General features: G+C 58.3%; 14 protein-coding genes and 2 pseudogenes. 12 read left to right on the top strand and 4 right to left on the bottom strand.

Annotated features, from left to right (window positions below; translation table 11 throughout):
• Positions 1 to 21 precede the first annotated feature (21 nt).
• From EXE48_RS12670 to EXE48_RS12635, 8 genes and pseudogenes are all read left to right on the top strand, one after another.
• A complete protein-coding gene (locus EXE48_RS12670; RefSeq protein WP_199236385.1) occupies positions 22 to 2,394 on the top strand; it encodes a heavy metal translocating P-type ATPase in 2,373 nt (790 codons plus the stop codon).
• A gap of 121 nt (positions 2,395 to 2,515) precedes the next feature.
• Complete coding sequence (locus EXE48_RS12665; RefSeq protein WP_137711688.1) at positions 2,516 to 2,938, top strand: DUF8025 family protein; 423 nt, start codon at positions 2,516 to 2,518, stop codon at positions 2,936 to 2,938.
• A 103-nt stretch (positions 2,939 to 3,041) separates the two neighbouring features.
• On the top strand, positions 3,042 to 3,533 hold the full coding sequence (locus EXE48_RS12660) for a DUF7995 family protein (RefSeq protein ID WP_137711769.1): 492 nt from the start codon (positions 3,042 to 3,044) through the stop codon (positions 3,531 to 3,533).
• A gap of 3 nt (positions 3,534 to 3,536) precedes the next feature.
• Positions 3,537 to 3,902, top strand: coding sequence for a DUF7568 family protein (locus tag EXE48_RS12655; protein WP_137711687.1), 366 nt, complete (start codon positions 3,537 to 3,539; stop codon positions 3,900 to 3,902).
• A 73-nt stretch (positions 3,903 to 3,975) separates the two neighbouring features.
• A complete protein-coding gene (locus EXE48_RS12650) occupies positions 3,976 to 4,371 on the top strand; it encodes a DUF7567 family protein (protein WP_137711686.1) in 396 nt (131 codons plus the stop codon).
• An 82-nt stretch (positions 4,372 to 4,453) separates the two neighbouring features.
• The gene (locus tag EXE48_RS12645; RefSeq protein WP_137711685.1) at positions 4,454 to 5,038 is read left to right on the top strand and encodes a hypothetical protein; all 585 of its coding nucleotides are present in this window, start codon (positions 4,454 to 4,456) and stop codon (positions 5,036 to 5,038) included.
• 44 nt (positions 5,039 to 5,082) lie between these two features.
• Positions 5,083 to 5,721: pseudogene (locus EXE48_RS19320) on the top strand (winged helix DNA-binding protein); the annotation flags it as partial.
• Positions 5,722 to 5,794: 73 nt separating this feature from the next.
• Positions 5,795 to 6,625, top strand: coding sequence for an IS5 family transposase (locus EXE48_RS12635; RefSeq protein ID WP_121598533.1), 831 nt, complete (start codon positions 5,795 to 5,797; stop codon positions 6,623 to 6,625).
• 400 nt (positions 6,626 to 7,025) lie between these two features.
• Here EXE48_RS12635 and EXE48_RS12630 read toward each other — a convergent pair whose 3' ends face one another.
• Positions 7,026 to 8,306: a Cdc6/Cdc18 family protein gene (locus EXE48_RS12630; protein ID WP_007344140.1), complete on the bottom strand. Its 1,281-nt coding sequence runs from the start codon at positions 8,304 to 8,306 to the stop codon at positions 7,026 to 7,028.
• A gap of 755 nt (positions 8,307 to 9,061) precedes the next feature.
• Here EXE48_RS12630 and EXE48_RS12625 point away from each other — a divergent pair.
• From EXE48_RS12625 to EXE48_RS12615, 3 genes are all read left to right on the top strand, one after another.
• Entirely contained in the window at positions 9,062 to 10,045 is a 984-nt protein-coding gene (locus tag EXE48_RS12625) for a DUF7983 family protein (RefSeq protein WP_137711684.1), read from the top strand.
• 118 nt (positions 10,046 to 10,163) lie between these two features.
• Positions 10,164 to 10,457: a hypothetical protein gene (locus EXE48_RS12620; RefSeq protein WP_137711683.1), complete on the top strand. Its 294-nt coding sequence runs from the start codon at positions 10,164 to 10,166 to the stop codon at positions 10,455 to 10,457.
• 103 nt (positions 10,458 to 10,560) lie between these two features.
• Positions 10,561 to 10,998: a TRAM domain-containing protein gene (locus EXE48_RS12615; RefSeq protein ID WP_137711682.1), complete on the top strand. Its 438-nt coding sequence runs from the start codon at positions 10,561 to 10,563 to the stop codon at positions 10,996 to 10,998.
• A 49-nt stretch (positions 10,999 to 11,047) separates the two neighbouring features.
• Here the strand turns inward: EXE48_RS12615 and EXE48_RS12610 are convergent.
• Positions 11,048 to 11,394: pseudogene (locus EXE48_RS12610) on the bottom strand (DUF6788 family protein).
• 224 nt (positions 11,395 to 11,618) lie between these two features.
• On the opposite strand from EXE48_RS12610, the gene EXE48_RS12605 reads away from it, so the two are divergent.
• Positions 11,619 to 12,119 (top strand): hypothetical protein, encoded by a 501-nt coding sequence (locus EXE48_RS12605; protein WP_137711681.1) that lies wholly within the window; start codon positions 11,619 to 11,621, stop codon positions 12,117 to 12,119.
• A gap of 214 nt (positions 12,120 to 12,333) precedes the next feature.
• Here the strand turns inward: EXE48_RS12605 and EXE48_RS12600 are convergent, their stop codons facing one another.
• A complete protein-coding gene (locus EXE48_RS12600) occupies positions 12,334 to 12,681 on the bottom strand; it encodes a DUF6788 family protein (protein WP_137711680.1) in 348 nt (115 codons plus the stop codon).
• A 232-nt stretch (positions 12,682 to 12,913) separates the two neighbouring features.
• Positions 12,914 to 13,081, bottom strand: a complete 168-nt coding sequence (locus EXE48_RS19425) for a DUF7837 family putative zinc-binding protein (protein ID WP_443984491.1) — start codon at positions 13,079 to 13,081, stop codon at positions 12,914 to 12,916.
• Positions 13,082 to 13,208 lie beyond the last annotated feature (127 nt).

Raw genomic sequence — 13,208 nt, 5'->3', positions numbered from 1 at the left:
TCCCGCTCCTACCGTGACGTGATGACAGAGAATCCGGACGCAGCAGGAGGAACGAGCGGCGGCGGGCAGCGACGTGAGCTGACCGCCCGCCTCGCCGTTCCCGAGATGGACTGTCCCTCTTGCGCCCAAAAGGTGGACAAGAGCCTCCAGCGTGTCGACGGCATTACTGACGCCACGCTCCAGCCGACCACCGGCACGGCCAACGTCACGTACGACCCTGATCGGACCAGCGAAGCCGACGTAGTCAAGGCGATTGAAGGCGCCGGCTACGAGGTCGTCGGGGGCTCGGACGCCGAGAGCGATGATGAGGACAACCAGGCGACCGATGGCGTCGACATCGCGCCCCCATCGGAGGTCTGGACGAGTCCTCGCGCGAAGAAGACGTGGCTCGGTGCGGCGTTCGTCACGCTCGGCCTCCTCTTCGAGTTCCTCCTCACCGGGCAGAACATCACGGTGGCAAGCGTCCTCGAGTACCCGCTCCACATCGCGGATGTCCTGTTCCTCGGCGCCGTCGCGGCCAGTGGCATCCCGGTCGTCCGTAGCGGATACTACTCCGCGAAGAACCGAAGCCTGGACATCGACCTCCTGATGGGGACGGCGATCATCGCGGCGACCGGTATCGGCTACTTCGTCGAGGCCGCCACGCTGGCCGTCCTGTTCAGCATCGCCGAGCTGCTCGAGGACTACGCGATGGACAGGGCACGGGACTCCCTGCGCGAGCTGATGGAACTCTCGCCCGACGAGGCGACCGTCCTTCGCGACGGTGAGGAAGTGACCGTTCCCGCCGAGGAGGTCGACGTTGGCGAGACCGTCGTCGTCCGCCCCGGCGACAAGATTCCGCTCGACGGAACGGTTATCGAAGGCGGGAGTGCAGTCGACCAGTCGCCGATCACGGGCGAGAGCGTCCCCGTCGACAAGACCGCAGGCGACGAGGTCTACGCCGGCGCGATCAACGAAGAGGGGTACCTCGAGGTAGAGGTCACCTCGACCGCTGGCGATTCGACGCTCTCGCGCATCATCGAGATGGTCCAGGGCGCACAGGCGAAGAAGACCGAGTCTGAGCAGTTCGTCGACCGCTTCTCCGGCTACTACACACCCCTCGTCGTCGTGCTGGCAATCCTGACCGCCGCAATCCCGCCGCTGGTCATCGCCGACCCCATCTCGGTCGACCTGGCCGGGTACGGGTTCACCTTCGCGAGCGACTGGCAGACGTGGTTCATCCGGGGGCTCACCCTGCTGGTGATCGCCTGTCCCTGTGCGTTCGTCATCTCGACGCCCGTCTCGGTGGTGTCGGGAATTACGAGCGCCGCGAAGAACGGCGTCCTGATCAAGGGCGGCAACTACCTCGAGGCGATGGGCGAAGTCGATGCCGTCGCGCTCGACAAGACGGGGACGCTCACGAAGGGCGAACTCGCCGTCACCGATGTCGTCCCGGTCGGTAACACCACGGCGGACGATCTGCTCCGTCGCGCCGCCGGACTGGAGCGTCGCAGTGAGCACCCCATCGCTGCGGCCATTCTCGCCCGTGCTGAGGAGACGGGCGTGGGTAATCTGCCCGATGCGACGAGTTTCGAGAGCCTCACGGGGAAGGGCATCCGGGGCGAGATCGACGGCAAGACGTACTATGCGGGCAAGCCCGCGCTCTTCGAGGAGCTGGGCTTCGACCTCGCTCGAGCACGCCGCGAGACGGACGGCGGCGTCGTAGCGGAAGAGTCGTCAGAGTCCGACGACGGGGCGTTTGCCGAGAATGCACTCTCCGCGCTCGAGCGGGAGGGCAAGACGGTCGTCATCGTCGGGACGGAGTCGGAACTGCTGGGTGCGATCGCCATCGCCGACGAGGTTCGCCCGGCCTCGAAGCGGGCTGTCGAACGCCTGCACGAGCTGGGCGTCGAGCGCGTGGTGATGCTGACCGGCGACAACGAGGGCACCGCCCGCGCCATCGCCGAGCAGGTCGGTGTCGATGAGTATCGCGCCGAACTCCTGCCCGACGAGAAGGTCGACGCAGTCGAAGAGTTACAGGCGGAGTACGGGGAGGTTGCGATGGTCGGCGACGGCATCAATGACGCCCCCGCGCTCGCCACTGCGGAGGTCGGCATCGCGATGGGCGCGGCGGGCACCGACACCGCCCTCGAAACGGCTGATATTGCGTTGATGGGCGACGACATCGGGAAACTCCCGTACCTGTACGATCTGTCGCATACGGCCAACGGTGTGATCCGGCAAAACATCTGGGCCAGCCTCGGCGTGAAGCTCCTACTCGCGCTAGGCGTGCCGCTGGGCCTGGTCAGCGTTGCGCTGGCAGTCGTTGTCGGAGATATGGGGATGAGCCTCGGCGTCACCGGGAACGCGATGCGGTTGTCCCGGATTGAGCCCGATCGAATCATCGACGCCTGATTCTGCGGCGGGAAGTGCGGGCAGGACGCTCTTTTTTCGGGACTTACCTCCGCTACATCGAGACAATTTGCAGTTTGTCTGGGGCAGTAGAGACTGAGCCCCACCGTAGGCTCGTGATTGGATGCCCGAAAAACCAGACAACGATCCATTCCACGATTGCGAGTTAGGTCCCGACGCAGTCCTCGGAACACACACCTTCGAAGACGTCCTGTTCACCGACGAGACGGAAAACCCGGTGAACGTGCTCACCGGCGAGACACCGGCACATTCGCAAGCAACCGTCGAGGAAGCGAAAGAGTTCGCTGCGAGTATCGACACGGAGACGCCCCAGATCGCGCTCCCCGCATCCGTCGAGTCGCAGGTCGAAACACAGAGCAAGCCCTACACGGCGGCCGCATTCTTCCACTTCAAGGCAACTGGCTCGCTCGAACGCCACCGCGCCTACCACGCCGCCTACGAGGCGGATGCGTTCGCGGTCGACTTCGAGGCAGACTACGAATCGGGCGACCTGACTATCACTGTCGAACGAGCGGACGAGGCCTGAGAATCCGCGGTCACGAGCAGGTTTTTCGAGCGCCGGCGATGGGTGCCGGCGCAGCTGGAGCGAGCAACGACTCCCGGTGCGTCGGCGTTTCGAGGTGTTCGAGATGCATATGGTGATATACGCACTCGTAGAGGCATCGACGCACGACGACGCGCTGGCCACCGGAAAGTCGGTGTTCGACCGACTGGTCGGCGCGGACCCACACGCCGGCGCCGTCTTCGATTACTATGTGACCTTCGACGAGGAGGACACGTCCGTTGCGGGGAAGGCACGATGGGGGGAGTTGCCGACGGCAGCCCCCGTCGACTCCGATGACGGCGAAGACCTGCTCGAGCGTGGCTGGGAGGCGACGAAGGAGGAATTCGAGCGTAATCTCGACCGGGTGAAAGAGGCCATCGAGGAGCTCTCCGACGAGGAGATCATGCGCGACGAGGACCTCGCCCGGCACGCCTTCCACCAGGTCGGTGCGTACGACGGCCCGACGATCTTCCTGTACACCGAACACGGAACCGGCATTCGTCACCGTGGACAGCTGGATCGACTCCTCGAGGAGAGTGAAGAGCTCTGGATCGTACCCGCTGACGTCCACTTCTGAATAATGCCTCGCATCACCAACTGGCGACGCGAGAGCCGCTCGCCGACGCTTGCGTATCGGAACACCGAGACCGGGGCGCGAGCCGTCCTGCATCGAGCCCCGGACTCCTACCGGTACAAGTGGCGCGGGGCAATCCTCGTGGACGGCTACCCGGTGTGGTCACGTGGGTACGAGACGAAGGACGCGACGTCGTTCCGTGACGAACTCCGGGAGCGGCCGGTCCCGGACCTCAGCTGCCCGGAGTGTCCGAACAACGACGTTCGCGTCGGCGAGAGGGCAGCAGACGGGGCGAAAATCCAGCGATGGTACGACTGCCCCGACTGTGGGTACGAAGCCCCCTCACGCATCGTCTATGGTGCCGAACGGTGAGTGAGTGAGCGGTGGGCGCTGTTTTTCGGCCGGGCACGAGGTGGTGGCCCGGTACGACCGGGTGAGTCAACCAATGAGTCTCGAAGTACTTGACCGACACAGCGAGGCACTGTTCGAGTTCCTCTGGTGCCCCGTCTGCGGGCAGGAAGTGTTCACCCACATCCCCTTCGAGGGGGTGTTCTACAAGAACTACAACACCCAGGTCGAACTCCAAGAATCCCGAGAAGACCGTGGCTACGAGGAGGCCGTGCTCGCCTGCTTTGATTCTACCACGACCTGGAACCTCCACGTCGACGAGAAACTGCGTCGCGACCTGCCTGACGGCTCGGCACGGGCAAAAATCCTCGGTGCACCGGGTGCCTATGAGATCGACTGGTGGAGTCCAGCACCTGGGGAGGATTGGGAGCCGGTCGAGCGTGGTGAATTCGACGACGTGGAGGAACCAGACGAGGTGTCACATCTCGCGTAGCGGATTGCAATCCCGCTACGACTGTGTGGTGTTGTTTCAGCGCCGGCGATAGGTGCCGGCGCACACACGCCGGCGAGTACCGATGTCGACACGGAGCCAACTCCGATTCATCCAACGAGTCGGACAGACCGATGAGACAGATGGCTGCGCCGACCGCGTCGCGCAGGTGTACCGGCATTCGGACGGTTACCCGGGGAGCGTCCTCCGGGATCTCACACAGCTGAAAGAGCTGCTCGATGCGACCCGCGCAGAGCGTGGCCCGGGCTACACGGCGGCGACATTCGTGTTCCTCGACAAGCTCTCGACGGTCGACCTCTATCTGGATGGCGACCCAGAGCGAACGATCGACGCGGCTCAGCCAGCGGATCTCCTCGAGCCGGCCAATATGGAGCATCTGGACCAGCCGTTGTTCCTGCTGGGTCACGGCGTCGAAAACCCGGATAACGGTATCCACGGCGACGAGGAGTACCTCTACGTCGTCGAACTCCCGACACGGAGCCCGTTCGACGAGCCGACAGAGTGGACGGTCAAAGTGAGCGGGCATTCCGCGTTCCCGCGCTGGGACGGCCCGACCGACGAGGCCTTCGAGCAGGCGAGCTGGCAGTTCCACGGGTCGCTCGAAGACGCGCTCGCAGAACTGGTCCGGGACGAAGCAGTCGTCAAGTAAAATCCCAAATCGTATTTATATAGTTAGGGTTTAGAAAGACCCAGATGATTTCGAAGGCCGGACTCGCCGTGCTTGACGCGCTGAGTACCGGCCGTGAAGCAACACCGGTGGAACTCGCGGCCGAAACCGGATATTCACGAGACCATCTGTACGACGTACTCGACGAATTGCTCGCAGCGGGATTGCTCACAGAAACCCGTGGGTCCAGCAATCAGCGTCGTGTCCGTATCGCGGAACATCCAGTTACCGAAGCGTATCGAACGCTGCAGTCGGAGTTCAGCCACGTGGACTGGACGGAACTGCTCTCCCCAGCCACACTCCGCGTGTGTTGGTATCTCGATAGACCACGACACATCGCTGATATCGCAGACCGACTCGGAATTACCCGACAAGGTGTCCATAGCGCGTTATCGCCGCTCAAGCACCGAGCACTACTCTCCAGAGCCGATTCGAAGTACGCCCTTCACAACGAAGTCTCGCCGCTGTTGGCGTTCGCCCGGGCTACTCTAGAGCACGAACATCGAGCACGAGTCCGGGAAATCGCCCCCAGCGCCACGATCGCGTGGTGCGATCCGAAGCGAGCACTCGTTCGCGTACAGACCGACTAGGATACGGACGCACTCCAAGCAGCTCCGGACTGGGAGATGACCGGACTGGGTCGTTTTGCAGCGTATGGTCTACAGTGCTCTGTTGAATCCGCAGAAGGCGGCGGGATAGCGTCGCTCTGAAGGTGGAAGCGAAGCGGAAGAGCCGAATGTGTCCAAACTACTCTTCCGCTTCGTTAAGCAAGCCGCGTCGCTGGCTCAAAAGCGCTGTGCCGCCAGTCCAACGGCAGTGAGTGATCCGACTGGCCACGGATTTCCCGGTTGGAAGCATGTCACGCTCCACTTTTTGCGGGTTCACATGGACGCGACGTACCGCGAGATCGTGGATTGGGCGAGTGAGATGGATCGCGTTCGTGGGCTGTTACAGCTCGCTCGGACGGCATTTCCCGCACCCTCAACGCTGTACCGGTCGTTTGAGAGGGTGCCCATGTCTGTGTGGCGCGGCTTCCTTCGTGAGTCAGCGACCATCTGCGATCCGGGCTCGCACGGAGCCATCGATGCCACATTTTTCGACCGCGAAACGGCATCGAGACACTACCAACACCGCTCGGATCGCCACATACGCACGCTCAAAACGACGGCACTCGTCGATACAGATTCGTGTGCCATCCTCGATCTCCACTGCTCGGCACACTGGCCCCACGACACCCAGACTGGCCGTCGAGTCGCCCTTCGTAACACCGAGAAAATCGAGAGTCTCGCCGGCGACAAAGGCTATGACGACCAATCTCTCCGGGACGCCCTCCGGTCAGAGGGCGTCCGGCCCTTGCTGCGCCACCGGCTGTTCGCTGCCTACGATCACGCACACAACGCACGGTTGGACAGCGAGTTATACGGCCAGCGCTGGATGGCCGAAACCGCCTTTTCGGCCATCAAGCGTCGGTTCGGCCCCGCTGTCCACCCTCGCGCGTGGTACCGCGAGTTCCGCGAACTCGTGGTGACCGCCGCAGTCTACAACCTCGAACAGGCTCTCAAACAGTGATCCCCACGCCGTCATCGGATTCAACAAAGCACACTCGTCAGGGACACGTCTCTCTTGGGCGGCAATCTGGTCTCACACTACGAAGTCGATGCTTCCAATCGTCATGGTCGGTAAGAAGAGTGCGGATCGTAGTGGGTATGCTGGGAGTGACCCGTACGCTACGGATCTTCCGACTGCTGAGACGTAGTTAATCGCCAACCTGTGCCGTGATAGAAGTGAGAGTAGATCAACGACTGGCAGGACAGGGGGTCGATCGTCTCCGCCCTCACACACTCCGGCGTTTCGAGTGTTTCAAGCTATACGCCGATATCGATCGACGCTGAGATCCAGCCGATCTCACACACCATCCGTTCAATAGAGTTAGTCGAGTTAGCGTTGAACCAGTCAAAAGAGATCTGTATCAAAACTTGTCGAGAGTCATGTCTCCATCAATCCCGTCAAACAACTCTTGTAGGCGACTATCTCCTTGGAGTACATCACGCACGATGTCTGCACGAATTGAGAACTCGTACTCATAGTAACTCCCACCTTTCGGGCCTTTGTTTTGCTCGCGAACGTCAAGAAATCCTTTCAGCGTCAACTGGGACAAGCGGTTATGAATAGTGCGGTCGGTACGGACATCCGCGTCGATACGCTTTGCAGCCAACACATACCGTTCGTAGATCCGATTTCGCTTAGCTGGGAGCGCACTCTCCTGCTCGAGCAACAATAGTCCGTACAGTGTTAATTTTGACTGTGTGGGGAGTCGTCCTAGTTCCTCTCTCACTTTATCCCGCTCAACTGCTTCATCCGCACGACGAACATGCTCTTCAGTGATACAGTCACTTTCCTCGTCACGCGCCATATCACCGGCCTTGTACAACAGCTTCAGCGCTTGCCGGGCGCTCCCAGAATCTTGCGCCGCGAACGCTGCACATAACGGGATCACATCATCTTCAAGAATATCTGATGATAACTCGAACGCTCCATTATCAAGTTGCGATGCAGTCGTATCGTGGAATGCTTCGGATGCTCGTTGCTTCAAGATGTTCCCGAGTTCATTCGCATCATACGGTGGGAAATGAATCTCCTCGTCGCACAGGGAGTCTTTCACCCGTGCAGAAAGGTTATCTCGGAAAGTGAAATCGTTCGAGATCCCGATAACCCCGACAGACGTATCTCTGACATTCCCATTATCGTTAGCGCGAGGAAGTTTGTATAGGATGTCGTCATCATTTCCGATAGCATCGATCTCGTCTAAAACTACTAGGCAATGCGTAGCGTCGAGTTTTTCGAGTTCCTCGAATAGCATCGTGTATATCATCCCAGATGGATATCCTGTCGGCTTGATCTGCTCCTCCGGCTCTCGAAACTCGTTTATCAGATTCGCAGCTACCTGGTAGCTCGAGTTCAGCGATTTACAATTCAATTCGGCAAAGTGTACATCAACGTCATCTAGATTCTGTTGATCCTCGTCTAGCCGCTCAATAATCATTCGAGATGAGAGCGTCTTTCCCACGCCTGTCTGCCCATATAGAAACAGGTTTTTCGGTGGTGCTCCGTTGATCACGGGTTTCAGAGCCGACTGGTACTGCTTGAGTTCGTTATCTCGCTCGATTAACTGATCAGGCCGATACCCGTCTCGAAGCACTGCTTCATCAGCAAAAATTGTAGAATCGGGTTTGAACCGTTCCAGCCCCATTATTACTCGACTTGTAACCACGGCGTTACTTAAAACCACACCTTCACGAGTCTCATCAGTTTCATCTGTGTACACCATGCTTTCATGAGACATAGATACACCAAACAGATACGGTAGTATTCGCGAACAAAACTAGACAGAGCTGACGAACCCCCTCCCCCCACTTTTCACGAGAGTTCCGCAGTAAAGACGGTGGGGGAGGGCCGAGATCACTTTACTAACACGCAAACCTTTATACCACATCGCTCGGAACCATACCCGCACGGCTATTGTAGCGGTTAATTGTGCTGTAGAAGAGTGCTAAGAGAGTTACAGACATCGTTTCACTACCTCGTCTCTAGCAGCAACTCTCGTGAAAAATGGGGGGAGGGGGATTGTAGACAGTACGACCACGTTGGTATGTTCATACAGAGCAACGAGAGCTGGAGCAACTCTCGTGAAAAGTGGGGTGGGTGGTAGCAGACAATCGTGTGCTTGGTGAACTGTAGGTCTCGATTTTAGTTGTGTGCTGGATATATTCGAGAACTCTCGTGAAAAGTGGGGGGTGGGGTAGTAATCAGGACAGACGGAACTCGCGAAACGACCTCTGTCACCCCACACCCAGACAATACTGGGGACCTTGGAAAGATTCTCTGAGGACAAGTTCGAGCCATTAACCAACAAACTGGCGCTTCTGCTGCTATCTGTTGGTTAATCACGGTGAGCTCAATCACGTACGCCCGTATGCTTTTGACTCGCAGTACTGAATCGCCCGTATGTCGTTTCGAGTGACGTGGGACGATCTCCTCGACAACGTGGGAGAACTTCCAGCAGACGCTACACTTCTCACCCCGCTCTCTCAGAAGCCCTTCCACATTACCGATGTTCAGCAACACCGAGTGCTGATCGAGTATCAGGCCAACAGTGAGACCGTCCCGCTCCAGCGAGAGCAGTTTGAGACGCTGTTTGAACGTGTCGGCGATGCGACTGGGTCGTTCGATCTCGATCGCCTCCCACCCGGAGCTGAACCGTATGCCACCGTGATGAGTCTCCATCCGCGATTCACAATCGACGATCGGGAGGGGACCCTCTCTGAAAGCGAGACGCCAACACCGTCGCCGCTTGTCGAGGCGCACACGGTTGAACACGACGATGGTCCACGAGAAGAGCCCGATATCCCGGTCTATGCAGATGCCCTCCTGTTGATCGACGCACTCGAGCAGCACGATGTGACGTCACTCACCGAACTAGACGTGCCGACGCTGGTGAACCTCTATACATTGCTGTCGGATGTCCAGCGCAATGCCAACGATCTTCGACAAGACGTCCGTGGCGTCTTGCTTGACCGTCTCCATCACGACCAGCCGGTCAGTGGGCAATACGGGTCCGTCCAACGAGCTGTCCGTCGGAATCGAACACTCAAAGATGACGAAGAAGTCCTTGAGCTACTGGAGGCGGAAGGGATCGACCCCAAACGCGTGCTGACCGTCGACACGAGCAAACTCGACGATGCACTGGAAGTGACGTCACTCTCTGAATCCGACGTATACGATCTCGAGGAGAGCGAGTATGTACGGAAGGCAGACGTCGACGAAGAGATGAAAGAAACCCGTCTCCAAGGGCTCAAAGACCAGTTGGCTGGAGCCGACGAAGACACAACCGAGCTCCAAGCTGAAATCGAAGAACTGGAAGAGCGTATTACCGAACTCACGAGCTTTGATTCCGGGACATCCTTCCATACCCGTTCAACTGGTGGGTAGCCGGTACCCACATCTGTACCCGTTGAGAGACGACAGACCGGCCACGGGAATTGACTTGATGCTGTGTCCGGACCTTCTTTGAGGCTGGTTTTATCGGTGTGATGGACGAAGCTATCGTATGAGCGACTCGGCGTCTCCAAGCATCTCGGTCTCGTTATCTGAGCCTACTAATGTTTCGACAGTCCTAGACCGGGCCGGAATCGATTACGTCACCGTTCATGAGCAGCGACTGCTGGCGATCTATCATACCGGGATTTTCAATGTGACAACCGAACCGGAGTCGGTGTCGAATGCCCGCACGCTCGAGATCGAATGCTGGGAAGCCCCACTCCCGTCTCGTAGTGATGAGCGATCGCCACAGGAGCTTCTCGAAGACTTTGCGGCCGTGTTTGATGCTGGCGATGAGTCCTGAAGTGGTCTCTCGGGTACTTTGGTCAGACCGGCGCTAATCAGTTGAAAACGCTAGAAACGCTAGAAACAAGTCCGCCGGCACGAGTCAACATAATACACGATTTATGAACATTTCTGAGACGCTCCAGACACTGTATACTGCGACTGTTGAGCAAGACGATGGCACCTATCAGATACCTGTGCCAGACCGTGAGATAGCCACCGGGACACTCTCTGAGGGTGAAACATACCGTGTTGCGCTCATATCGACATCGACGTCGGATACCGAAGCCACCGACACGACTGAGCTCACTCAGTCAGCTGACCACGCTGCTCAGCAACACGAATACGACGGCCCGCCTGTCGAGGAAGGTGAACAACGAGACGTTGAAATCGAGAACCTCGGTGACCAAGGTGACGGGATCGCGAAAGTTGAGCACGGTTACGTCGTGATCGTTCCCGAGACGAATATTGGAGACCGAATCACCGTTGAGATGCAACAGGTGCGTGAGAACGTTGCGTTCGCTGATGTTGTTGATGACACCCCTCGCGGGGAAGTCTAGGACCCGCAGGTTGGCACGAACGGGTGGTTATCGCAAACTTCTCACGCCACTACTCACTTTCTGGCTTACCGACGTACTCCGATTTCATCGTCCCGTTCTCACGATAGTAGCGATAGAGATACGGGCCGTACACATCCGAGGGACTCCCACTTGCGCATTTACAGCTGTCGTCGCCACAGGTGACTTTTTTTTGACGACGGTCCCGCTTCCTGCGCTCTCGGACTCGTTGACGGGCTCGGCAGCCTCGGGAAGCTCGTCGGTGTCGACCGACTGGTCGCGATACTCAATGAGCGCCTCAATATAGTTCTGTACCTCCTGAAGTGTCTCCGTATCCTGTTTGGGGAGCCCCTCCGCGAGATACTTCGGAAGCGAGGTAGGTGGTGACGGCTGCTCCATACCTTATGTAATAATTAGAGGGGTTTTAGTACTCAGATGTAACATAAGGTTTCGTACCCTCTTCGCCAACTGTGAGCTTCAGCAATTACTCAATATTGTAGGTCGCAATCTCGTGAGATCCACACTTTGGGCATTCATCAGTATCGACCGGGCCTGACGAGGAACCGGATACGCATGTCCCCCCCACAAGTAATGTAGATCGAATGACTTGGGGTTTGTAACGAATGTCAGACTCGACGGATCCAGCCTCTCGTATCACGGATCTTTCGTCGATCGAGCCGGAGAACTTCAAATTCCGAAATACGCAATTTCTGAGAGCAGATGGCCATCACTACGACAATCCACACGACGAGTCGTTCCTTGAACAGCGTAAGGAGATCTGGCGAGTGAGAAATGGCGATCTCGAACGGGTTCTCGAGGAGTTCCCAACTGATCGGCCGCTTCCCGAACAGTGCGCGCTCTGGATACACGCGCTCGTAGGGAAACACTTCTTCCCGGATGCGAACCACCGTACTGCGATCGTTACATTGCGAAAGCTGCTGCGTGACAACGGGTTCGAACCGGGAGAATGGTCGACGGAGCGGGTCAAACGGGTGCGAGCTGAGTCACACGACGTTCGAAGAGAGATACCTCCGATCCATCTCGACAGATTGTATGAAACGGACGAGCTGTATCGCGTCTGGCTTCAGTTCTTCGGCGAGGTCCTTCCTGAAGAGTATCTCTGATTACTCTTCGTCGTCGTCGGTGTCGTCGTCTGCGAGCGCCTCGTACAGTTCTTCGTTCTCCTCGACGTCCTTCGCCATCTCTCGCTCACTGTCCCAGTTCATTATATATCCTTATCTAGGTAGCCGTACAGTGAAAAGCGTACCTCTCCCCGGGATGCTCGTTAGTCGATGTCGACCGTGGCGTGTTCTCCTCGTTACGTCGGCCGACTCACCGCTACTCACTTCTTGGCTTCCCGATATACTCCGATTTCATCGTCCCGTTTTCACGATAGTAGCGATAGAGATACGGGCCGTGCATATCCGCGGGGTCTCCGCTGGCGCACTTACAGCCATCGTCGCCACAGGTGACTTTCTCTTTGACGACGGTCCCGCTTCCTGCGCTATCGGACTCGTCGACGGCCTCGGCAGCCTCGGGAAGGTCGTCGGTGTCAACCGACTGGTCGCGATACTCGATGAGCGCCTCGACGTAGTTCTGTACCTCCTGAAGTGTCTCCGTATCCTGTTTGGGGAGCCCCTCCGCGAGATACTTCGGGAGCGAAGTAGGTGGTGACGGCTGCTCCATACCTTATGTAACAACTGGAGCCACGTTAGCGTTTGGGTGATACATAAGGAATTGAACCTTCTCTTCCAACCGTGAGGACCTCAGCAATTACTCGAGATCGTAGGCCGCAATCTCGTGAGAGCCACACTGTGGAAATTCATCGACATCCTTCTCCACGCTGTACCCACAGTGACGGCACTCGTGGTGCGTTGTCGATGGCAGCTCGAGCCTGGCGATCTGCCGGATGAACTGTTTACCTAGCATCGGTGGGGTCAACGATCTCGCCACAGCTTGGACATTCGGCCCACACGCCAGGGTCACCGCCAGCGGTCTCATAGTGGATGATTGCGTGCCGACCCGTGACTGTCTCGCCGCAAAACGAGCAGTCGCCACGGACTGTCTCTGGGTCATCAGGAGTCATTCTCACGAGTTCACGGGCTACTTCGAGGGGGAGAGGGAGCGTGTGACACTGCTTTGGAGCTGCTCCGGTTGTTGAAACCGGGCCAGCGGTGCTCCCTCCCCTCAAGATTTGAGACTCTGTGATTTAT

The organism is Halorubrum sp. ASP1, from assembly GCF_005435135.1.
Lineage (GTDB): Archaea > Halobacteriota > Halobacteria > Halobacteriales > Haloferacaceae > Halorubrum > Halorubrum tropicale.
This window is presented reverse-complemented; position numbering and strand designations above follow the sequence as displayed.

What these genes read in the sequence shown, in the direction of transcription:
- EXE48_RS12670 (WP_199236385.1), top strand. Translation starts at nt 22, where the DNA reads ATGACAGAGAATCCGGACGCAGCAGGAGGAACGAGCGGCGGCGGGCAG.
- EXE48_RS12665 (WP_137711688.1), top strand. Translation starts at nt 2,516, where the DNA reads ATGCCCGAAAAACCAGACAACGATCCATTCCACGATTGCGAGTTAGGT.
- EXE48_RS12660 (WP_137711769.1), top strand. Translation starts at nt 3,042, where the DNA reads ATGCATATGGTGATATACGCACTCGTAGAGGCATCGACGCACGACGAC.
- EXE48_RS12655 (WP_137711687.1), top strand. Translation starts at nt 3,537, where the DNA reads ATGCCTCGCATCACCAACTGGCGACGCGAGAGCCGCTCGCCGACGCTT.
- EXE48_RS12650 (WP_137711686.1), top strand. Translation starts at nt 3,976, where the DNA reads ATGAGTCTCGAAGTACTTGACCGACACAGCGAGGCACTGTTCGAGTTC.
- EXE48_RS12645 (WP_137711685.1), top strand. Translation starts at nt 4,454, where the DNA reads ATGTCGACACGGAGCCAACTCCGATTCATCCAACGAGTCGGACAGACC.
- EXE48_RS12630 (WP_007344140.1), bottom strand. Translation starts at nt 8,306, where the DNA reads ATGGGGCTGGAACGGTTCAAACCCGATTCTACAATTTTTGCTGATGAA.
- EXE48_RS12625 (WP_137711684.1), top strand. Translation starts at nt 9,062, where the DNA reads ATGTCGTTTCGAGTGACGTGGGACGATCTCCTCGACAACGTGGGAGAA.
- EXE48_RS12620 (WP_137711683.1), top strand. Translation starts at nt 10,164, where the DNA reads ATGAGCGACTCGGCGTCTCCAAGCATCTCGGTCTCGTTATCTGAGCCT.
- EXE48_RS12615 (WP_137711682.1), top strand. Translation starts at nt 10,561, where the DNA reads ATGAACATTTCTGAGACGCTCCAGACACTGTATACTGCGACTGTTGAG.
- EXE48_RS12605 (WP_137711681.1), top strand. Translation starts at nt 11,619, where the DNA reads ATGTCAGACTCGACGGATCCAGCCTCTCGTATCACGGATCTTTCGTCG.
- EXE48_RS12600 (WP_137711680.1), bottom strand. Translation starts at nt 12,681, where the DNA reads ATGGAGCAGCCGTCACCACCTACTTCGCTCCCGAAGTATCTCGCGGAG.
- EXE48_RS19425 (WP_443984491.1), bottom strand. Translation starts at nt 13,081, where the DNA reads ATGACTCCTGATGACCCAGAGACAGTCCGTGGCGACTGCTCGTTTTGC.